Source organism: Streptomyces sp. NPDC001728 (assembly GCF_040297565.1).
Lineage (GTDB): Bacteria > Actinomycetota > Actinomycetes > Streptomycetales > Streptomycetaceae > Streptomyces.
The window spans coordinates 64,304-84,544 of sequence record NZ_JBEOZK010000015.1; the positions used below are offsets into that span (position 1 = coordinate 64,304).

The 20,241-nt window shown below is 70.3% G+C and carries 15 protein-coding genes and 4 pseudogenes; 10 read left to right on the forward strand and 9 right to left on the reverse strand.

Annotated elements, in window-relative coordinates; genetic code table 11:
- Positions 1-126 precede the first annotated feature (126 nt).
- The 3 genes and pseudogenes from ABT154_RS22285 to ABT154_RS22295 all read left to right on the forward strand — a co-directional run.
- Positions 127-229 (forward strand): annotated as a pseudogene (locus ABT154_RS22285) (GNAT family N-acetyltransferase); the annotation flags it as partial.
- Between the two features lie 3 nt (positions 230-232).
- Positions 233-427, forward strand: a pseudogene (locus ABT154_RS22290) (GNAT family N-acetyltransferase); the annotation flags it as partial.
- A 765-nt stretch (positions 428-1,192) separates the two neighbouring features.
- Positions 1,193-2,059, forward strand: coding sequence for a GNAT family N-acetyltransferase (locus ABT154_RS22295; protein WP_351858577.1), 867 nt, complete (start codon positions 1,193-1,195; stop codon positions 2,057-2,059).
- A 376-nt stretch (positions 2,060-2,435) separates the two neighbouring features.
- Here ABT154_RS22295 and ABT154_RS22300 read toward each other — a convergent pair.
- Positions 2,436-2,688: pseudogene (locus ABT154_RS22300) on the reverse strand (transposase); the annotation flags it as partial.
- Between the two features lie 106 nt (positions 2,689-2,794).
- Here ABT154_RS22300 and ABT154_RS22305 point away from each other — a divergent pair.
- Positions 2,795-3,307, forward strand: coding sequence for a DinB family protein (locus ABT154_RS22305; protein WP_351858578.1), 513 nt, complete (start codon positions 2,795-2,797; stop codon positions 3,305-3,307).
- Positions 3,308-3,314: 7 nt separating this feature from the next.
- Here ABT154_RS22305 and ABT154_RS22310 read toward each other — a convergent pair whose 3' ends face one another.
- From ABT154_RS22310 to ABT154_RS22325, 4 genes are all read right to left on the reverse strand, one after another.
- Complete coding sequence (locus tag ABT154_RS22310) at positions 3,315-4,448, reverse strand: IS630 family transposase (RefSeq protein WP_351858579.1); 1,134 nt, start codon at positions 4,446-4,448, stop codon at positions 3,315-3,317.
- Positions 4,449-4,695: 247 nt separating this feature from the next.
- Positions 4,696-6,078 carry an amidohydrolase gene (locus ABT154_RS22315; protein ID WP_351858580.1) on the reverse strand — a complete coding sequence of 461 codons (1,383 nt, stop codon included), beginning with the start codon at positions 6,076-6,078 and terminating at the stop codon, positions 4,696-4,698.
- A gap of 334 nt (positions 6,079-6,412) precedes the next feature.
- Positions 6,413-7,732 carry an amidohydrolase family protein gene (locus ABT154_RS22320; RefSeq protein WP_351858581.1) on the reverse strand — a complete coding sequence of 440 codons (1,320 nt, stop codon included), beginning with the start codon at positions 7,730-7,732 and terminating at the stop codon, positions 6,413-6,415.
- A gap of 160 nt (positions 7,733-7,892) precedes the next feature.
- Positions 7,893-8,660, reverse strand: a complete 768-nt coding sequence (locus ABT154_RS22325; protein WP_502969563.1) for a GntR family transcriptional regulator — start codon at positions 8,658-8,660, stop codon at positions 7,893-7,895.
- Between the two features lie 186 nt (positions 8,661-8,846).
- Between ABT154_RS22325 and ABT154_RS22330 the strand changes: the two genes are divergently transcribed.
- Together ABT154_RS22330 and ABT154_RS22335 are read left to right on the forward strand one after the other, a co-directional pair.
- Positions 8,847-9,863, forward strand: coding sequence for an aminoglycoside phosphotransferase family protein (locus ABT154_RS22330; protein ID WP_351858583.1), 1,017 nt, complete (start codon positions 8,847-8,849; stop codon positions 9,861-9,863).
- Between the two features lie 146 nt (positions 9,864-10,009).
- Positions 10,010-11,749, forward strand: coding sequence for a BCCT family transporter (locus ABT154_RS22335; protein WP_351858584.1), 1,740 nt, complete (start codon positions 10,010-10,012; stop codon positions 11,747-11,749).
- 66 nt (positions 11,750-11,815) lie between these two features.
- Here ABT154_RS22335 and ABT154_RS22340 read toward each other — a convergent pair whose 3' ends face one another.
- The 4 genes from ABT154_RS22340 to ABT154_RS22355 all read right to left on the reverse strand — a co-directional run bounded on the left by ABT154_RS22340 (position 11,816) and on the right by ABT154_RS22355 (position 15,714).
- On the reverse strand, positions 11,816-13,105 hold the full coding sequence (locus ABT154_RS22340) for a sugar ABC transporter permease (RefSeq protein ID WP_351858585.1): 1,290 nt from the start codon (positions 13,103-13,105) through the stop codon (positions 11,816-11,818).
- Positions 13,102-13,881 carry an ATP-binding cassette domain-containing protein gene (locus ABT154_RS22345; protein ID WP_351858586.1) on the reverse strand — a complete coding sequence of 260 codons (780 nt, stop codon included), beginning with the start codon at positions 13,879-13,881 and terminating at the stop codon, positions 13,102-13,104. Before ABT154_RS22345 ends, ABT154_RS22340 begins: the two co-directional genes overlap by 4 nt.
- A 102-nt stretch (positions 13,882-13,983) precedes the next feature.
- Positions 13,984-15,075 carry a sugar ABC transporter substrate-binding protein gene (locus tag ABT154_RS22350; protein ID WP_351858587.1) on the reverse strand — a complete coding sequence of 364 codons (1,092 nt, stop codon included), beginning with the start codon at positions 15,073-15,075 and terminating at the stop codon, positions 13,984-13,986.
- Positions 15,076-15,198: 123 nt separating this feature from the next.
- On the reverse strand, positions 15,199-15,714 hold the full coding sequence (locus ABT154_RS22355) for a hypothetical protein (protein ID WP_351858588.1): 516 nt from the start codon (positions 15,712-15,714) through the stop codon (positions 15,199-15,201).
- A gap of 299 nt (positions 15,715-16,013) precedes the next feature.
- Between ABT154_RS22355 and ABT154_RS22360 the strand changes: the two genes are divergently transcribed.
- The 4 genes and pseudogenes from ABT154_RS22360 (at position 16,014) to ABT154_RS22375 (ending at position 20,227) form a co-directional block, all read left to right on the forward strand.
- Positions 16,014-16,403, forward strand: a complete 390-nt coding sequence (locus tag ABT154_RS22360; RefSeq protein ID WP_351858589.1) for an SRPBCC family protein — start codon at positions 16,014-16,016, stop codon at positions 16,401-16,403.
- Positions 16,351-17,037, forward strand: a pseudogene (locus tag ABT154_RS22365) (SMP-30/gluconolactonase/LRE family protein); the annotation flags it as partial. The gene ABT154_RS22360 and the pseudogene ABT154_RS22365, both read left to right, overlap by 53 nt.
- A 351-nt stretch (positions 17,038-17,388) precedes the next feature.
- Positions 17,389-18,801, forward strand: a complete 1,413-nt coding sequence (locus tag ABT154_RS22370) for a family 2B encapsulin nanocompartment shell protein (RefSeq protein WP_351858590.1) — start codon at positions 17,389-17,391, stop codon at positions 18,799-18,801.
- A gap of 121 nt (positions 18,802-18,922) precedes the next feature.
- A complete protein-coding gene (locus ABT154_RS22375; RefSeq protein ID WP_351858591.1) occupies positions 18,923-20,227 on the forward strand; it encodes a family 2 encapsulin nanocompartment cargo protein terpene cyclase in 1,305 nt (434 codons plus the stop codon).
- Positions 20,228-20,241: the final 14 nt, after the last annotated feature.

The following is a 20,241-nucleotide window of genomic DNA, read 5'->3' on the forward strand; positions in this document are numbered from 1 at the left end:
AAGCCACATGCTCGCGCCGCCAGCCGAAGCGCACCGTCCGTACCGACCACGAAAATGAACGGTTCGGCCAGCTCCGCCGCTGATAGCTCAGCCATCTAGCCGCCGAAGTCATCCGCCGATGAGCGAAAACATGGCACGGCGCGGACTGCAGTGATCGGTGCGAACGCCATGATCTCCGAGCAGGACGCCACGGCGCTTCTGCTCGCAGCCGGCTACCGACGTGTCTACGGTGCGGATCAGCCGATGGGCATTGAACGATCTGGGCCTCCACCGCCTACGACTGTGCCACTCGGTGACCAACCCGGCATCGTGCAGAGTGGCGGATAAGGTCGGCTACTCCCTAGAAGGCACGATGCGGAGCGCACTGCTGCACGCGGACGGATGGCACGACGAGCATCTGCATGCCCTGGTACAGGGCGACATCTGAGCCTGTGGGGAGTGGTCACGGCATGATGCCGTGAATCGAGAACGCTGTCCGTGGCGCTCATCAGTAGCTGCGGGCGGTGCGAGACGCATGAGCTGGGAGTGGCGTGGGCCGTCTCTTCGACTTCGAGGACTGCTGGCGCCTCTCCGGCACGCAAACCTGGCAACTGACCGACGACGACGGCGGACAGGTCGTCCGACTCGCACCGACAGCCGTTCCCCGGTGACGGCCACTCACACCTCGACTCCTGAACCCCCAGCGACGCACGCGTGGTCCTTCTACGTGGACCGCGATCAGCACGACGAGTTGAAGCTGTTCTTCTTCCACGGCGATCCCGGCATCGGGAACACCTACGTGATGACGCGCGAGACAGGGGCCCAGGCATTCGTTGATCGCTGAGACGAACACCGTCGCCTCGTATCGGACCGCCGGCTTGTCGTAGCGCGTGGCGACAGCGCCGTGCCTCTTGAGGCGGTTGATCCCGCACCCGACCGCATGACGCTCGCGAGAGTCGGCCGGACTCAAGAGCGGCGGCCCGGCCGTCGCGGAAGCCGGGCTTCTGACGGTTGCGGGCCTGGTCGGCATGTTCGACGGCGAGATGTGACGTGGCGGTGAATCCGCCGCGCGAGCGTCCCAGCCCGTGATCACCGGGCTCGGTACACACGCCGCCGGGTGGCTCCTTCTGCAAGTTCGTAGGGCAGCTGCGGGTGCACTACTGGGCCGGATAACCGGTTGCGGACCCTCGGGATGGGGTGTCTGATCCCGGCTATGACGATTGTGCTGGGAACGCCGGCGTTCGACGGGGTGCGCGAGGTCATGGCCGCGCTTCGGGGATGGCAGTACGACGACGCGCCGATGCAATTGCATCCGGGGGACATCGGCTGGAACTACCGCTTCGGAACGGCCGAGACGGCCGCGGTGGTGCGGACCTGGAGCCGGGACGGACAGATCCTCGCGGTCGGGATCCTGGACTCGCCGAGGGTGGTGCGGATGACGGTCGCTCCGGACGCCTTCCGCGACGAGGGCTTGGCGCGGAGGCTCGTCGAGGACTTCTCGCTGCCTGAGCGCGGCGTGCTGCCGGAAGGAGCGGTGTCGATCGAGGCGCCGCCGGGCCTGCTGCTTCACGACCTGTTGACCAAGGAGGGCTGGGGCGTCGACGAGCCGTGGACGCCGCTCTTCCGCGACCTCACGGGGCCGGTGGAGGAACCCGGTGTGCGGATCAGGGCGATCGGCCCGGAGCAGGCGCGGGATTTCGCCGACGTCCTGCGGTCCGCGTTCAACACCTCGAGGCCTACGCGCGAGTACTGGCACGCGATGTCGACGGGACCGTTCTATGACGAGGCCCGCTGCCTGGGTGCCTACGACGACCAGGGCAACGCGGCGGCCGTGGTGACGGTGTGGTCGGCCGGCCCGGGGAAGCCGGGGCTGGTCGAGCCGATGGGCGTACACGAGGACCACCGTGGGCGCGGCTACGGCCGGGCGATCACCGTGGCCGGCGCGGCCGCGCTGCGGGAGATGGGCTCGTCGAGCGTCCGCGTCTGCACGCTGAGTTCCAACGTCGGTGGCATCGCCACGTACAAGGCGGCCGGGTTCGAGGCCCGGCCGGAGGTGCGGGACCGGATCCGGACCAACTGACAGCATGCGGCTACTTGCCAAAGAGGGCCTGGTTGCCCGGCGATCGCTGAATCGCGATTCCGGACTCCGGCCGCCTGTCGCCGGGCCACGCGCGATGGTGTGATTCAACTACCGGGCGCTCGTGCCGGCCGTGATTGGGGTCGGTGCGGAGTTTCGTGAAGTGATCCTGTCATTCAGGGGACGAAGCCGTGTTAGACGGGGGCGTCGGCGGCGGTGATGTCGTGGGCACGCTCCAGTCGCGGGGTCCTCGTGCCGAGCAGGCCGATCAGTGCCGACGCCCCGTGGAACAGAGCACCTATCGGCTCAGCCGGTTCGTGGCAGACACGGTGCTCGATTCGGACCGCGGGTCTGCTGGAGCACGTGCGGGTTCGTGACGATGCCGGCGTGCCCGGTTGATCGTGGAGTCGACCGAGACGGTCCGTTCCACCCGGCCCACCGCGTCGCCATGGACCCGGACGTGCTCCAGCCGACTCGCCCAGGTCCCGTCCGCTTCCGAGCGGTAGTACCGCTCATGGACGGTCTGCCACGGCCCGTACCCTCCGGGAGGTCACGCCCGAGCCCCGGCCCGCAGACGCCACCGCGCCGTTGACCATCTGGCGGTGGTCCCGCCACGGACGCCAACGCCCGTCTTGGTGATCACAACCAAATACGCTCCCTGGCGCCGCATCAGGCAACGTTCGCCCTGTAGTGAGGCCCCGCCTGCCGACGGCTTCGGACGCTGGCGATAATCAACCGATGAGCGCCTTCGATCGCCCTATGCCGCCCCTGAACGCCGACGAGCGCACGACGCTTGAAAGCTGGCTCGACTTTCACCGCACCACACTGGCCATGAAGTGCCAGGGGCTGGACGATGAGCAGGCCGCCGCGGCGTCCGTGCCGCCGTCCGGCTTCACGTTGACCGGCCTGGTCCAGCATATGGCGGAGGTGGAGCGGAATTGGTTCCGCCGCGTGTTCGCCGGGGAACAGGCTCCGCCCATCTACGACCCGCAGGCCGACCCGGATGGCCCCGACGGTGGTTTCGACGTGGCTGAGGGCGCCGCCCTGAGCGACGCCCTCGCCACCTGGCACGCGGAGATCGCCCGCGCCCGTGAGCACTGCGCCGAGCATGCTCTGACCGATACGGGTCGCTTCATGGAGCAGGACGTCAACCTTCGCTGGATCTACGTCCACATGATCGAGGAGTACGCCCGCCACAACGGCCACGCCGACCTGGTCCGGGAACGCATCGATGGCACTACCGGCGTGTAGCGCCGGATCACGCAGCGTTGGCCCTGTCGTCCATGGCGCGTAGGCGCTGGTTGTCGGCATGGCGGTTTCGCCAAACGACGTAGCGGCGGATCATACCGCCCTGCTCCTTGTGGCTGGCGTGCTCGGTGCCGTCGAGGATGAAGTAGCGCAGCGCGGTGAACTGGGCCTCGATGCGGTTGAGCCAGGAGCTGTTGGTGGGGGTGTAGGCGATCTCGACGTTGTTCGTAGCGGCCCAGGCACCGACCCGCTGGCATCTCTTCGTGGTCAGGTGCGGGGAGAAGTTGTCACAAACGATCGCGATGCGGACCTGCGGCGGGTAGAGGCTGCGCAGGTAGCGGCAGAACTCCAGGAACTGCGTCCGCCTCTTGACCGGCTTGATGTGCCCGTAGAGCTTGTCCTTGGCCAGGTCCAGGGCGGCGAACGGGTGTCGTACTCCGCCGTAGCGGTTGTAGGTCGCCCGGCGCCGTCGGCGAGGTTCACGGTCGGGGTCCTTGTCCTTGCCGGCGCGCTCGGCCCACTGCCGCCCCGGGTGTGGCATCAGGTTGAGCGGCCCGAACTCGTCCATGCAGAAGATGACTTCGGGTTCACCCTTGTCGGGTATGACCTCGGCGGCGGCGATCGCGTAGAGGTGCTCGACGCGGGCCTTCTTCGCCGCGTAGTCAGGGGCCTTGGAGGTCTTCCAGGTCTTCAGGCGTTGAAAGGAGACGCCCTCCTCGCGGAGCAGGATGCGCAGGCCCTCATGGCTGATGTCGTCGGCCACCCCCTCGGCGACCAGGAAGTCCGCCGGCTTGGTCAGGCTCCACGTCGAAAACGGCAGGTCGTGCTCGGCCGGCTTGGACTTCGCGATCTTCTTGATCTCGCGCCGCTCAGGCAGGGTGAAGGTCTTGGGTCGACCGCCCTTGTACTTCGGATATAAGGAGTCGAAACTGTCGGCGTTGAAATTGTGGATCACATCCCGGACCCGATCCGCGCTCGTTAACGTCACCTCGGCAATCTTCGCCACGGGCATACCCTGCGCGGACAGCAGGACCATCTGGGCGCGCCGCCAGGTCACCACCGACCCAGTGCCTCTGCGGATGATCCGCAACAGGCGCCGCCCCTCGTCGTCATCGATCTCGCGGACACGTACTCGTTCTGCCACCCGGGAAGCCTGGCGACACCGCGCCGTCCGGACCAGCATCCGAACGGCGCGTCACGTCACTACGGGGCAAAGGTCGTCTGATGCGGCACTAGCGAACTTGCCGGCGGTCGCGCCGCACCGCTCCGGTGTCTTGCCGACGAGCACGACCACGTCGTCGGTCCGGCCGTGGCTGCGGTCGCCGTCGCAGTTGGCCGGGCGCGGCCGGGCGGGCATTCGTGAGTGTGTCCGTCCGGCCGGCCTGGGTTCGTCAGTCGAGGAACTCGCCGTCGCGGGCCACCACGACGCCCCCGTGCACCACCATGTCCCGCCGGGGCATGTCCACGACCACCTGGGGCAGGCACTCGCCCCTGACCAGGACGAAGTCGGCCGGGGCGCCCGCCTTGAAGTCGGCGTGCGCCAGGCCCATCACGTCCGCGCCCCCGTCCGAGGCGACGTCGTAGCAGTCCTTCAGTTCCTCGTCCAGACGGACGTCCGTCACCCATCCGAGGATGTGCGCGCGGTGCACCATGTCGGCGTTCCCGAACGGGCTCCACGAGTCCCGCACCCCGTCGGAACCCAGGCCCACCCTCACCCCGTACTCCCGCAGGCGCGCGATCGGCAGCACCAGGGAGTCCGATGGCGCGACCGTCGTGAGGGCGATGTCCTGGTCACCCAAGTCAGCCGCTATCGAGCCGAGTTCAAGATCGCTGAGACCCGGAAGGCAGAACACGTGGCTGACCGTCACCTTGCCTGCGAGCGAGAGCGCACGGGTCCGTTCCACGATGCCACGCATCGCCCGCATACCCTTCTCGCCCCGGTCGTGCAGGTGGATGTCCACCCCGACGCCCTGCCGGTCCGCGATCCCGAAGACGATGTCCAGCTGCTCGTCGAGCGCCTGGTCGAAACCGATCGGGTCGATGCCGCCGATCATGTCGATCAGCCCCTCGCGCGCCGCCTGCTCCAGCAGCGCGGCCGTACCCGGGGTACGGGCGACACCGTGCTGCGGGAACGCGACGATCTGCACGTCCAGCGCGTGCCGCAGCCGCTCACGCGCCTCGGCCACGCCCTCCGCACCCGCCAGACCGTACGCCGGGGCCACGTCGGCATGGGCGCGCATCGCCCGCGTGCCACGGGACACCGCGTGGGACATCAGCCCGTACGCGCGTTCCGCGACGGGGCGCCGCTGGGCGCGGAACAGCTCCACGTCCTGGGCCACGTAGTCGGCGATGCCGCTCGCCGGCTTCCGCGACACCCAGGAACCGCCCCAGGTCGTCTTGTCGGGGTGGATGTGCGCGTCCACGAGCGACGGCAGGGCGATTCGGCCCCCGCCGTCGACGACCTTCGTGCCCCGAGGGGCCGGGCCGTCCGAGATGCGTCCGTCGACGACGACGAGGTCCGTGGCCTTTGCCGCGCCGAAGGGGCGAACGTTACGGAACACCACAGTCCGCCCCCTGCGCCCGGTAGCACCGGGAGCCGATCCGGCAGCGGTGGAGGTGGCGGCGGAGGCCGCGTTGGCGGGTGCGGCGGCGGTGGCAGCCGCCGTGGCCGTCGCACCGGCGAGCGCGGCGGCCCCGGCCAGCATCGTGCGGCGGGAGAGCGCACCGGAGGGGGAAGGGGAGGGGGAGGGGGAGGAAGGTGAGGACGGCTGCATGGGGACTCCTTGAGGGGACGGGCTGGTGGGGGAGCGGTTGAGAGATGAGGAAGGGGGCGTCGCACGGTGGTGGTGTGCGCGGCGACGAGGTGGGGGTGGGGTGTCGCCGTGTGTGGGGTCAAGTCCGATACCGCAAAAGAGGTTTGAGGCCGGGCGCACGAGTGCGCATAAGGGCAGGGGCACAGACTCGGAGAGCTGTGGCTGGGGGTTGCCACCACTGGGCAGGAGCCAAGTCCGCCCTGTGACCGGGTGGTTCGTGTCAGGGCGTGAAGCCGTCACCCAATTGGGGCCCTACGCACCTCGGCGAGCAGGTCTAGGTTGGACCGATCGCGCCTCACACCACCACCCCCGCCCGCACCACCCCCACCGGCTGCCTCAGCACCGTGACGTCGTTCAGCGGGTCGCCCGACAGCAGGATCGCGTCGCCCGCGTAGCCGCGGGCCAGGCGACCGGCCGTGTCTGCCAGGCCCAGGAGGCGGGCGGCGCCGGTCGTCGCGGTGCGGATGGCGTCGAGCGCCGGGAGGCCCGCCGCGTGCATCAGTGCGACCTCGCCGCCGATCGGGTCCACCGTGCCGCCGGACGAGTCCGTACCCGCGGCGAGCGGAACACCCAGCTCGTACGCGGCGAGGACGGCTCGCTTCAGTACCGGCAGATAGGTGCGGCCCCGTTCCGCGAGGACCGGGTCGGTCGACTCGGCGAGGCCCGCGATGGCGGTCAGCGTGGGGGTGAAGTACGTGTCCCGGCGGCGCATTTCGCGCAGGGTGCGCTCGCCGACGAAGGCGCCTTGCTCCAGGGACCGGATGCCCGCCGTGACGGCGTCGTGGCAGCCCTTCTCGCTGTAGCCGTGACAGAGGACGCCCTTGCCGCGCCGACGCGCCGCGGCGACGATCTCGGCGAGTTGGCCGTACGAGTACACCTGGGCGAGCGGATCCTGCTCGGGGAGTCCGGCGCGTTCGTTCACACGGGTCTTGATCACGTCCGCGCCACGGGCGAGATTGACCTCGACCACGCGCCGCAGGGCCTCGGCCGAGCGGACACCGTCCTTGAGCCGGGCGAGCGGGGTGAGGTCGGGGTCGGCGAGCACCGTGTCACCGAGATTCGGGGTGACGAAGACCCCGGCGGCCCTCAGACGGGGCGCGAGCGCCGGACTGTGCCGGGCGAGTTCGCGGACGGCGATGTCCTGGTAGAACGAGGTCGATCCGCTGCGCGCGCTCGTCGCACCCCTGACGACCGCGTCGCGGGCCTCCGCCGCGGTGCTGAGGTGGATGTGCGCGTCCACCAGACCCGGCAGGACCCAGCGCCCGTCCGCGTCGAGTACCTCGGAACCCTGCGGCACGCCGACACGGCCGCGACGGCCCGCCGCGCGCACGGTGCCGTCCACGATGACGACGACGGCGTCCTCGGTGACCTCACCGGTCGCCGGGTCCAGGAGGATGCCCCCCTGGATGACGAGGTTCCCGCCGCGCGCCGGGGCGCCGGCGGCGTGCTGGGCGGAGGTCGTCGCGTCGTCCCCCGAGGTTGTGGAGTCGGCCGACCCGGCCGAGGCCGCCGCAGGGCCTGCCGAGGCCATGGTGCCGGCGAGGGCAGCCGCTCCCGCGAGGACGCCGCGACGGGTCAACCTGCTGGAGGGCGGCGGAACTGCTTCGACGCACATGGGTGCTCCTTGGGGAGGGGGGCGACGGCTTCCCTGTTTTGTATACCAAGCCCAAGGTGGCGGACAAGGGTGATGGGCAGGAGATGCGGAAACACCCGTTCCATTCCCTTGGGATCAGCGTCGGCGCTACCTGGACACCCGTCTTGGTATACGAATACCCTCAGGCGTCTCCGGGGGCGTCGCCCGAGATCTCCGCTGACGCGTCCCCCGAGTCCGCCCCCGACGCGTCCCCGAAGAGGGAGCGCAGAGCCACGGCCCTGCTGTCCCGTACGTGCAGCAGCGTGCTCGCCGCCGCTGCCTCCGCGTCCCCGGCGGCGATGTGCCGGTACATCTCGGCGTGCTGGGCCCGCATGTGCGCGGGCTCCTCGCGCAGGCCGAACACCAGCCGCAGCTGCCAGCTCAGCTGCTCCATCGTCCGGGCGAGCAGCGGATTGCCCGACATGGCCACGACGCACTCGTGGAACGCCGTGTGCGCGGCCACCTCGCGCGTCCCCTCGTCCGCCGCCGCCGCTGACTCCGCCTGGTGGAGCGTGGCCGCGAGGACAGCGAGTCCCTGGTCGTCGCCCGCCGCACGCGCCCGTGCCGCGAGCCGGGACGCCTGGACCGCGAGCGGCTCCCACACCTCGTAAAGATGCTCCACGTCGAGGCGTTCGAGCCGTCGCACGCGAACCCCGCTGTGCGGGAGCAGTTCGAGGAGGCCCTCGGTGACGAGCGCGCGCAGTGCCTCGCGCACCGGTACGCGGGACATGCCCAGTTCCTCGGCGACCTCCCGTTCGACGAGACGCGCGCCCTGCGCGTACCGCCGGTCGACGATCCGCTGCAGGACCGCCTCGCGCGCGCGCGTTCCGAGCGACACCGGGGGCTGGGGCTGCGGCCGGCTCTGGGGCGGGGTCCCGGCCGGCGAGCCGTTCCTGCTTCTGTCCGCCACCTGTTCCGACCTCTTCCGTACGCGTTGGGGTGCCCGGGCCGAGGATACGTCGAGCCGACCGCGAGCCGTCTGCGAGCCGTGGGCATCGCGACACTCGCGCCCACTCCCACTCCCGGTCCGCCCACCTCCCCCTACTCCCGCCGAAATTCGCGTGCCCCCCACGCCCCCCGGTGGTCGAATCATCCGATGTCACATGAGATCTCCATGACGGTCGACCGGAGTCGGTTCGCGGACGCGGTCACCCCCTGGGAGGACGCGGCCTGGCGGGCCGCCGCCCTCGGCTGGTCCGAGCGGGAGCTCGCCCGGCACGGCCTGCGCGAGTCCGGACCCCGCGAAGTCCGGGTCAGGCCCTGGTCGGTCATCGTGCGGTTCCGGACCGGAGCCGGAGAACGGGACGCGGTGTGGTTCAAGGCCAGTGCTCCGGCCGCCGCGTTCGAGGCCGCACTCGGCGGCGCGCTCGCCGAGTGGGTGCCCGAGCACGTCGTGACGCCGTTGGCGGTGGACGCCGGGCAGGGCTGGATCCTCCTCCCCGAGGGTGGGCCCCTCTTCCGGCACGTCCTCGACGCGGGCGGCGCGGGTGCGGAAGACTGGACGCGGGCGCTCGGTCAGTACGCGCGCATGCAGCGGGCGCTGATCCCTTACGCGGACCGCTTGGCCGCCCTCGGTGTGCCGCGCGCCCGAACCGCCGCGCTGCCCATTCTGTTCGACAGCCTCGTCGAGGACAACGCGAGCCTGGACCCGGCCGCCCGGACCGCCTTTCGGGAACAGCGGCCCCGACTGCTCGACTGGTGCGCGGAACTCGACGCGTACGGCGTCCCGGACTCGCTGGACCACTGCGACCTGCACGACGCCCAGGTCCTGGCCCCCGCGCCGGGCCGCTTCTCGTTCTTCGACTGGGGTGACGCCCTTGTCGCCCACCCCTTCGCCAGCCTCCTGATCCCCGCGCGCGCCGTGCGGGAGCGGCACGGCGCCGCGTACACGCACCGGCTGCGCGACGCGTACCTGGACCCGTGGACCGGTCTCGGTCACTCCCTTCCGGAGCTGCGCCGCGCGGTGGCGCTCGCCACCCGCCTCGCCGCCATCGGCCGGGCGGCCTCGTGGTTCCGCCTCTTCCCCGGAACCCCGACGACCGGATGCGCCGAGGCGAGCGCCTACTGGATGCGTGAACTCTTCGCCCCGGCCCCCGTGTTCTGGTCGCCGTAGCCCTGAGGGGGAGGGTTCCGGTTCCCCGCCCGTCAAGCCCCGGAGGCCTGTTGATCCCTGGAGTTCGGCCCCGCCTGTGGTACTGCCTTGCAGAGACATCGTCATGTATGTGATGAAATGCCACATTGTCGCGAAAGGTGTCATCTGTGTCGCAGGAAGACGAGAGGCCGGACGGGCGCCGAACCGGTGCCGAACGGGGTGGCAGGGAAGGGCTGCCGGTCACGGCGGACCTCCCCTGCCGCCCCGATCACCACCATCACGCCCGCACCGACCGGATCGTGTTCGGCGTCAGCGCCGTCCTCACCGTGGCGTTCGTCGTCTGGGGTGCCACGGCCACGGACAGCCTGGAGAGTGCGTCGAGCAGCCTGCTCGACGGGCTGATCCGCAACGGCGGCTGGGCCTTCATGCTCGCGGCCTCCGGCTTCGTCGTCTTCGCGCTGTGGCTCGCCATCAGCCGCTACGGCCGGATCGCCCTCGGCCACGAGGGCGAGGGGCCGGAGTTCCGGACGGTGTCATGGATCGCCATGATGTTCAGCGCGGGCATGGGCATCGGCCTGATGTTCTACGGAGTGAGCGAGCCGCTCGCCCACTACGGCACTCCGCCGCCCGGCACCCACCCCGCCGACTCGGCGGAGCGGATGCGGACCGCGATGGCCACCACCCTCTTCCACTGGACGCTCCACCCATGGGCGATCTACGCCGTCGTCGGACTCGCCATCGCGTACTCGACGTTCCGGCGGCGCCGCCGCCAGACCATCAGCGCGGTGTTCGTCCCGGTGATGGGGGAGCGGCGGGCGTACGGCGGACCCGGGCGGTTCATCGACATCCTGGCCATCTTCGCCACGCTCTTCGGCTCCGCGGCCTCGCTGGGGCTCGGCGCGCTCCAGATCGGCAGCGGCTTCGAGGAACTGGGCTGGATGGAGAAGGCCGGCACCGGGCTGCTCGTCGCCATCATCGCCGTACTGACCGTGGCCTTCGTCCTCTCCGCGGTGTCCGGTGTGGAGAAGGGCATCCAGTGGCTCTCCAACATCAACATGGTGCTGGCGGCGGTGCTCGCCGTCTTCGTCTTCGTGGCCGGCCCCACCATCATCGTGCTCGATCTGCTCCCCACCTCCATCGCCGCGTACGTCGGTGACCTGGCCCAGCTGGCCGGTCGCACCGAGGCGACCAGCGGCCAGAACATCCATAGCTGGCTGGGCAGTTGGACGGTCTTCTACTGGGCTTGGTGGATCTCCTGGACGCCCTTCGTCGGGATGTTCATCGCCCGGATCAGCAGGGGCAGGACCATCCGCCAGTTCATCGGCGGGGTCATCCTGGTCCCCAGCACCGTCAGCCTCGTGTGGTTCGCGATCTTCGGCGGTACGGCGATGAAGCTCAGCGAGCGGGGCGAACTGGCGGGGGAGGCCACCCCCGAGGGGCAACTCTTCGCCGTGCTGAAGGAGTTCCCGACGGCCGGCGCGATGAGTCTGCTCGTGATGGTCCTCGTCGGGATCTTCTTCGTGTCGGGCGCCGACGCCGCATCGATCGTCATGGGCACGCTCTCCCAGCGCGGCGCCTTCGAACCCGCCCGCCTCGTCGTGGTGTTCTGGGGTGTGGTGACCGGGGCGGTCGCCGCGATCATGCTCCTGATCGGCGACGGGCAGGGCGACGCCCTCGCGGGCCTGCAGAACCTCACCATCCTGGTGGCGGCGCCGTTCGTCCTGGTGATGATCGGCATGTGCGTGGCCCTCATGCGGGACCTGCGTAGGGACCCGCTGATCGTGCGCGGCGAGGTGGGGGTCGAGGTCGTCGAACTCGCCGTGATCGCGGGCCACGAGCAGTACGACGGCGACTTCGAGCTGCGTATCGGCCCCGGCTCCCCGGACTCGGCGGACGACACACTCTAGGTGGCGTAGGAAGGGCCCGCCTGGCACGCACGCTCCGACCACCGGCCGCGCACCCCACCCCTTCCGTCACGCCCGCCCCGCTGCCTTCTGGGTTCGGCGGGACAAGGAGTCGACGACCACGGCGGCCAGCAGCACCGCGCCGGTGATCATGAACTGGACGGCGTTGCTGACGCCCATGATGTTCATGCCCGACTGGATGGACCCGATCACCAGCGCGCCGAGCAGCGCGGACCACACGGAGCCCCGGCCGCCGAACAGGCTCGTGCCGCCGATGACGGCGGCGGCGATGACGTTCATCAGGAGGTTGCCGCCGCCCGAGGTCTGGCTCGCCGACTGGATCTGGCCCGCCAGGAAGAGGCCGCCGATCGCGGCCATCGTCCCGGCGATCGAGAACACGGTCATCCGCACGAACGGCACGCTGATGCCCGCCCTGCGCGCGCCCTCGATGTTGCCGCCGACGGCGAAGATCCGACGGCCGTACATGGTGCGCCGGAGCACGAAGTCCAGGAGCACCAGCAGGATCAGGAAGATGAGAAGCGCGAGCGGCAGGCCCTGGTACCGGTTGAGGATGTACGCGGCGGCGAACGCGATCGCCGCGAGCACGACCGTACGCAGTACGATCTCGGCGACCGGCCGGAACGGCACCCGGGCCCTCCGGCGCCGGTTGGCGTCCAGCAGCGAGGCGGCCAGGAACAGTCCGACGCCCACGGCCGCCGCCACATAGGCGGCGGCCGGGCTGTGGTAGATCGTCGAGTAGAGCTTCGAGACGATGCTCTCGTTGGGGATGTTGACCGTGCCGCTGCTGCCGAGCACCTGGAGCATCAGCCCGTTCCAGGCGAGATTGCCCGCGAGGGTGACCACGAAGGCCGGCACGCCGACCTTCGCGAAGAAGAACCCCTGGATGAGCCCGACGGCCGCGCCGCCCGCGATGGCGACGAGCAGCGCCAGCCACTGGTTCATGCCGTTGATGACGTTGAGCACGGCGAAGATCGCCGCGCACAGACCACTCACGGATCCGACCGAGAGGTCGATCTCGCCGAGCAGCAGCACGAAGACGATGCCGACGGCGATCATGCCGGTGCCGACGATCTGCTGGCTGAGGTCGGAGAGGTTCTGGGCCGAGAGGAAGGTGCTGTTCAGGCTGCCGAACACCGTCCAGATGATGATCACGGCCAGGACGACGGGCAGCGAACCCAGCTCTCCGCTCCGCATCTTGCGGCGGAACTCGTCGACGTACCCCTTGATGCCCTCCTCGCGGACGAGGAGACGGGTGTCGACGGCCGGCACGGCACCGGACGCCGGTTCGCGGGAGGCGTCGTCGGTGCCGGAGGGGCCGCTGCCCCGGTCGCGTCTCATCGCTCTTCCTCCCGCTTACGGGCCTTGCGGCGGGTGACGGCGCTGTCGGTGGCCCCGGTGATGGCGGAGATGATCTCCTCGGTGGTCGTGGAGCGCTTGTCGAAGAAGCCGTTGTTCCGGCCGAGGCGCATCACCGCGATGCGGTCCGCGACGGCCATCACGTCCACCATGTTGTGGCTGATCAGGATCGTCCCGAGACCCTGCTCGCGGAGCCGCTCGACCAGGTCGAGGACCTCGGCCGTCTGCTCCACGCCCAGCGCGGCGGTGGGCTCGTCCAGAATCACCACCTTCGGCGACCCGATCAGGGAACGCGCGATGGCCACCGTCTGGCGCTGACCGCCGGAGAGCGAGGCGACGGGGATACGGACGCTCGGGATGCGGATCGACAGCGTGTCGAGCAGCTCGCGCGCCCGCTGGTCCATCCGCACCTCGTCCAGGACGCCGAAGCGGCGCAGCTCGCGGCCCAGGTACAGGTTGGCGACCACGTCGAGGTTGTCGCAGAGCGCCAGGTCCTGGTAGACGGTGGCGATGCCGAGGTTCTGGGCGTCGTGGGGCCGGCTGATGGAGACCGGTCGGCCCTCCCAGGTGATCACGCCCGCGTCGGGCGGGTTCACCCCGGCTATCGCCTTGACGGCGGTGGACTTGCCGGCGCCGTTGTCGCCGACCAGCGCGACCACCTCACCGGGATGCACGTCCAGGTCGAAGCCCTGCAGCGCCTGGACGGCGCCGAACCGTTTGGAGATTCCCCGCAGGGTGAGCACGGGTGACTCCGGCAAGGGAACCGCCTCCTGGAGACGTGCGTCGACCGCTCGCGGCCGACGGCTGCTGGTGCCCGGCGTCCGATGCCGGCCGGCACCCGGGGCCGGCCGGCGGACCGGCTACTGGAGTCCGGCGTCCTTGCAGGCCGCGGCATAGGTCGGAGTGCAGATCTCCGCGACGGTGTACAGCCCGTCCTTCACGACCGTGTCCTTGATGTTGCCCTTGTCGACCACGATCGGCGTGAGCAGGGTGGCCGGGACCTTCTGGCCGCTGCCGCTGGTGACGGTCGTGGGCGTCAGGTCGGCCGGCAGTGGCTTGCCCTGGGCGAAGTTGACGGCCATGGTCGCCGCGATGTCCGCCTCCGGCTTGTACGGCTTCTCGACCGTGATCGTCTGGGTGCCGAGCAGAATGCGCTGGATCGCGTCGAGCTGCGCGTCCTGGCCGGTCAGCGGCACGTTCATGCCCGCCGCCTTCAGAGCGGTGGCGATACCGGCCGCCAGGCCGTCGTTGGCCGAGTAGACGCCGACGATCTTGTCCTTGCCGAGCGCGCTGATGGCGCCGGACATCTGCTGGTTGGCGTTGTTCGGGTCCCAGTTCGGTGTGTCGTACTCCTTGCCGATCTTCACCTTGCCGTCCAGCACCGAGTGCGCGCCGGCCTTGAACTCGGCCGCGTTCGGGTCGGTCGGCGACCCGTTGTGCATCACGATCTCGCCGCTCTTGGCCTTGTCGCCCAGCGCGGCGAGGAGGGCCTTGCCCTGGAGCTCGCCCACCTTGTGGTTGTCGTACGAGACGTACGAGTCGACCGGACCCTGCGCCAGACGGTCGTACGCCACGACCTTCACGCCCGCGTCATGGGCCTTCTGTACCGAGGACTGGATCGACTTGGCGTCCACGGCGTCCAGGATCAGCACCTGGTCGCCCTTGGCGAGCGCCGTGTTCACCTGCTGCTGCTGGGTGGTGGCGCTCTCGGCCGCGTTGTAGTAATCGACGTGCGCCCCGGGAGCCAGTTCCTGGATCTTGGCCTCGATGTACGGCCGGTCGAACTTCTCGTACCGCGTGGTCTTGCTCTCCGGCAGCAGCAGGCCGATCTTCACTTCGCCCTGCCGTGCCGGGGCCGCGCCCGGCTGGGCCGCCCCGCTGGTCGCCACCGCGCCCAGACAGAAGGCCGTGGCCCCGGCCAGGGCTATCGCGCCCCGCAATGTACGGGTCATGGGAGGCTCCTTTCGCACTCCCCTTCCCACCGCTCGCGAGCGGTGGGAACGAGGATGCACATCTGGCCTATATATCGACATTAGCGTCAAGCTGGAGACCGGCAAGCGGGTGACTCCACCCCCTCACTGGCCGTGCACCGCCGTGCTCGGTGCGACGTCCCGCGCGTCGGTGGCCCGGAGAAGTCTCAGGAAGTCCTTCAGGCCGGAGATGATCTCACCGTTGTCGGCGAGCCGGTTCACCGTCGCTTCGAACTCCCGCCCGAGCGCTTCGATCCGCCGGTCGGTGTCGTCGGCGCGGCCGTGCGGGGAGAGCCCCACCGCGTCCACGGTACGGCGCAGCTCCGCGAGGGCCCGGTACTGCTCCTCGGCCTTGGCGTCCAGGACCGTGGCCCCGTTCTCCAGGGCAGCCACCCGGCCCGTCGGCGCCACCACGTCGTCGCGCGGGAACGTCACTTCCCTGAGCAGCGCCCGGAGCCTGCGCCGCAACTGTCCGAAGTACGCGCCCGCCGGCCGGTAGAACGTGCTCAGGAGGAAGAACCCGGCGAACCAGTAGCCCGCCCCGCGGCCCGTCGCGGCGGCGACGCCGAGCGCCACGACGGCTGTCACCGCATGCCCGGCGACGGCCGCCCGCAGCATCACGCGGGCGATGCGCCGCGCCTCACCGTCCCGCTCCCCGGAGCCGTTGATGCCCTTCTCCCGGCTGGCCGCCCCCTGCCGTACCGATTCCCCGGTCTGGCGCCATGGTCCCGCCGCAGACCGGCTCCGGCGTGAGTACCCCTGCTCGGATCCCCGCGACGCCCCGCCGCCCGTTGCCGGGCCCTCCCCGTCCGTGGGACCGTTTGTACGAAGCGCCGACGAGCCCCGCGTCGGGGGAGGTTTCGAGGGACGCGCCGAGAAACACGTACCGGCGGGGACTCCTGTGGGACGAAGAGGGCAACATGCCTGTCATCACGGAAACCATCGGCATCTCCCGGCGGCCGACGGAGGTCTTCTCCTACGTGACCGACCCCGAGCACCTGCCCGAGTGGCAGGAGAGCGCGGTCTCGGTCCGCCGGATCGGGCACGAACCCCTGGCGGTCGGCTCGAAGGTCGCGGTCACCCGGCGGCTCGGGCCGCGGGTGATGACCTCGACCATGCAGGTCATCGAACTCGACCCGCCGCGGTCCTGGCGCGTGCACGGCATCGACGGACCGGTGCGCGGCGACATCCGGGGCACGATCACGCCGCTGGAGGACGGCGAGCGCTCACGCGTGACGCTCTCCCTCGACTTCGAGGGGGCACGTCAACGGCAACACCCTCGACCGCGAGGGCCGGCTGATCAGCTGTGAGCAGGGCAATCGGCGGGTGACCCGTACCGAGCACGACGGACGCGTGACCGTCCTCGCCGACCGCTTCGAGGGCAAGCGCCTCAACAGCCCGAACGACGCGGTCGTCCGCACCGACGGCTCGATCTGGTTCACCGACCCGGACTTCGGCATCGCCAGCGACTACGAGGGCCACCGCGCCGACAGCGAGATCGGCAGCTGCGACGTCTACCGGATCGACCCGGTCACCGCCGAGGTGCGCCGCGTCGCGGACGGCTTCGGCGGTCCGAACGGCATCGTCTTCTCGCCCGACGAACGACGGCTGTACGTCGCCGACACCCGGGGCCGCCGGATCCGCGCCTTCGACGTGCGCGAGGACGGCACCCTCTCCGACGGCACGGTCTTCGCCGAGCGCGCCCAGGGCGGCTTCGACAACATCCGCTTCGACGACGGGGGCCGGCTGTGGGCCGCCGCCTTCGAGGACGGCGTCCACTGCTACGACCCGGACGGCACCCTGATCGGCCGGCTGCGGGTGCCCGAGCCGGTATCCAACATCACCTTCGGCGGGCCGAAGAACAACCGCATGTTCATCACGGCCACCAGCTCCCTCTACTCTCTGGTCATGAGCGTCACCGGACTTCCCCGCGTGGCCCGCTGACAAGCGGGTTCTCCGGGCGGTGGCGGAGCCCCGCCCACCCCGATCCGGCCGTCCCTCCACGGAGGGGCGGCCGGATCCGTAGGTGTGCGAACTCGCCGTGTGCGCCCGTGTATCGGTGAACTCTCGGCCAAGCCGACCGAATACCGCTGTTCGCCCGCTTAAACCTCTTACGGAGCAAGATCGCCGTTTCGAGGTAATGCCCTCGATCTGATGGGGTGTACGGCGGTCACCGGCCGTTACTGTTCCCCGGGATCTGGACGGATTCCCAGAGATTCCTCCCCCTTTCTCCTCATTCCGACCCGGCACAGCCATGTGCCCGTCAACACCCCCCTCCCAAGGAGAGCCCGCCCCATGAGCGTTGACACGAGCCCGGAAGCACAGCTGGACGCGCCGAAGCAGTCCAGCCTGAGCACCGCGGCTGCCCGGAACCTCGCCACCACGACCAAGTCCGCGCCCCAGATGCAGGAGATCAGCTCCCGCTGGCTGCTGCGGATGCTCCCCTGGGTGGAGACCAAGGGTGGCGCCTACCGGGTCAACCGCCGGCTCAGCTACACCGTCGGGGACGGGCGCATCGAGTTCGTCCAGGACGGCGCCCACGTCCGGGTCATCCCGCGCGAGCTCGGCGAACTCGCCCTGCTGCGCGGCTTCGAGGACGAGGACGTGCTGAACGCCCTGGCCGGCCGCTGCGTCCAGCGCGACTTCAGCGCCGGAGAGGTACTGGTCGAGCGCGGCACGCCCGCCGACGAGATCTACCTGATCGCCCACGGCCGGATCAACCAGACCTCGGTCGGCAAGTACGGCGACGCCGTGGCCGTGGCCGTGCTCGCCGACGGCGACCGGTTCGGTGAGAACGCCCTTCTGGACGCCGACGCCCGATGGGACTACACCGCCACCGCCGAGACCTCCGGCACGCTGCTCACCCTCTCCCGGGCCGAGTTCGCCGCCGTCCAGGCCTCGGCGCCGGGCCTGCAGGCCCACCTCCAGGAGTTCAGCTCGCTGCCGCTCCAGCGGCAGAACCGTCACGGCGAGGCCGAGATCGCGATGTCGGCCGGCCACACCGGCGAGGTCGCGCTGCCGGGCGCCTTCGTCGACTACGAGCTCAAGCCGCGCGAGTACGAACTCTCCGTCGCCCAGACCGTCCTGCGGGTCCACACCAGGGTCGCCGACCTCTACAACGGGCCGATGAACCAGACGGAGGAGCAGCTCAGGCTCACCGTCGAGGCGCTGCGCGAGCGCCAGGAGCACGAGCTCGTCAACAACCGCGAGTTCGGCCTCCTCCACAACGCCGACTTCAAGCAGCGGATCCAGACCCACTCCGGCCCGCCCACCCCGGACGACCTCGACGAGCTGCTCTGCCGCCGCCGCGGCACCAAGCTCTTCCTCGCCCACCCCAAGGCCATCGCGGCCATCGGGCGCGAGTGGAACGCCCGCGGGCTGTACCCGGACACCGTCGACCTCGACGGGCACCAGGTCCCGAGCTGGCGCGGGGTCCCGATCCTCCCGTGCAACAAGATCCCCATCAGCCAGGAGAACACCACCTCGATCCTCGCGATGCGTCTCGGCGAGGACAACCAGGGCGTCATCGGCCTGCGTCAGACCGGCCTCCCGGAGGAGTACGAGCCCGGCCTCTCGGTTCGCTTCATGGGCATCAGCGAGCAGGCGATCATGTCCTACCTCGTCACCACCTACTACTCCGCCGCCATCCTCGTGCCCAACGCGCTGGGCGTGCTGGAGAACGTGCAGATCGCCCGCAGGCGCGACTAGGGCCTGTCTGACGGAGACGCCCGCCGGCCGCCGCGGCGGCCGTGACAGTCCGGATCTTCCCGGGCCGGCCGAGAGTGCCCGGGGTCCGGGACAGTCCACCCATCTCACCGAGGAGTCAAGGATGCCCGAACCCGGGCCTTCCCCTCTGCAGTCGAGCCTGCCCTCCGCCGCGGCCCACTTCGGGGCACATGTGCTCGCCCAGTTCAAGACCGCGACGCCCGTGGGGGAGGGGTCCGTCGTCGCCACGCCGACGACGGCCGCCCCGGCCACGCCGGGCGTCGTCTCCGCCCCGTCGGCCGAGGCCGTCGACGTATCCGCGCCGGGGGCCCCCGCCCCGGCGTGGGTCCTGAGCGGACCCACCGGACTGGGCACGGCGGCCCTGTCCCTGGCCCGGCGCCCGGAGGCACCGGCCGCGCCGGAGCCTCCGGCGCCCGCCGCCCCGGTGCAGGGCCGCCCGATCCCGGGCCTCTACTTCCACCCCGTCGCCGAGCCGGACCCGGTAAGGGTGGACGAGGTCAGCCGCAGGATCAAGGCCTGGGCCCTGGACGAGGTGCAGCTCTACCCCGACGACTGGGAGGGCGAGTTCGACGGCTTCTCCGTCGGGCGCTACATGGTGGCCTGCCACCCGGACGCCCCGACGGTCGAGCACCTGATGGTCGCCACCCGTCTGATGGTCGCCGAGAACGCCGTCGACGACTGCTACTGCGAGGACCACGGCGGCTCGCCCATCGGACTCGGCGGGCGGCTGCTCCTCGCCCACACCGCCCTCGACCCCCTGCACACGACGAGGGAGTACGAGCCCGGGTGGGCGGAGTCGCTCCACGCCGATGCCCCGCGCCGCGCGTACCGCTCCGCCATGGACTACTTCGTCAAGCAGTCCACCCCCTCCCAGGCCGACCGCTTCCGCCACGACATGGCCCGGCTCCACATGGGCTATCTCGCGGAGGCCGCCTGGTCCGAGACGGACCACGTGCCGGAGGTGTGGGAGTACCTGGCGATGCGCCAGTTCAACAACTTCCGCCCCTGCCCCACGATCACGGACACCGTCGGCGGCTACGAACTGCCGGCGGACCTGCACGCCCAGCCGGCCATGCAGCGCGTCCTCGCCCTGGCCGGGAACGCCACCACCATCGTGAACGACCTCTACTCGTACATGAAGGAACTCGCCAGTCCCGGCACCCATCTGAACCTGCCCGTGGTGATCGCGGACCGGGAGGGCCTCTCCGACCGGGACGGCTACCTCAAGGCCGTCGAGGTCCACAACGACCTGATGCGCGGCTTCGAGGCCGAAGCCGCCGCCCTCGCCGAGGCCTGCCCCGTCCCGAGCGTGCTGCGCTTCCTGCGGGGAGTCGCCGTGTGGGTCGACGGCAACCACTACTGGCACCAGACCAACACCTATCGCTACAGCCTGCCCGACTTCTGGTAAGAAACGGAATCATC

What these genes read in the sequence shown, in the direction of transcription:
- ABT154_RS22360 (WP_351858589.1), top strand. Translation starts at nt 16,014, where the DNA reads ATGCCTGTCATCACGGAAACCATCGGCATCTCCCGGCGGCCGACGGAG.
- ABT154_RS22315 (WP_351858580.1), bottom strand. Translation starts at nt 6,078, where the DNA reads ATGCAGCCGTCCTCACCTTCCTCCCCCTCCCCCTCCCCTTCCCCCTCC.
- ABT154_RS22350 (WP_351858587.1), bottom strand. Translation starts at nt 15,075, where the DNA reads ATGACCCGTACATTGCGGGGCGCGATAGCCCTGGCCGGGGCCACGGCC.
- ABT154_RS22295 (WP_351858577.1), top strand. Translation starts at nt 1,193, where the DNA reads ATGACGATTGTGCTGGGAACGCCGGCGTTCGACGGGGTGCGCGAGGTC.
- ABT154_RS22305 (WP_351858578.1), top strand. Translation starts at nt 2,795, where the DNA reads ATGAGCGCCTTCGATCGCCCTATGCCGCCCCTGAACGCCGACGAGCGC.
- ABT154_RS22375 (WP_351858591.1), top strand. Translation starts at nt 18,923, where the DNA reads ATGCCCGAACCCGGGCCTTCCCCTCTGCAGTCGAGCCTGCCCTCCGCC.
- ABT154_RS22320 (WP_351858581.1), bottom strand. Translation starts at nt 7,732, where the DNA reads ATGTGCGTCGAAGCAGTTCCGCCGCCCTCCAGCAGGTTGACCCGTCGC.
- ABT154_RS22340 (WP_351858585.1), bottom strand. Translation starts at nt 13,105, where the DNA reads ATGAGACGCGACCGGGGCAGCGGCCCCTCCGGCACCGACGACGCCTCC.
- ABT154_RS22370 (WP_351858590.1), top strand. Translation starts at nt 17,389, where the DNA reads ATGAGCGTTGACACGAGCCCGGAAGCACAGCTGGACGCGCCGAAGCAG.
- ABT154_RS22330 (WP_351858583.1), top strand. Translation starts at nt 8,847, where the DNA reads ATGTCACATGAGATCTCCATGACGGTCGACCGGAGTCGGTTCGCGGAC.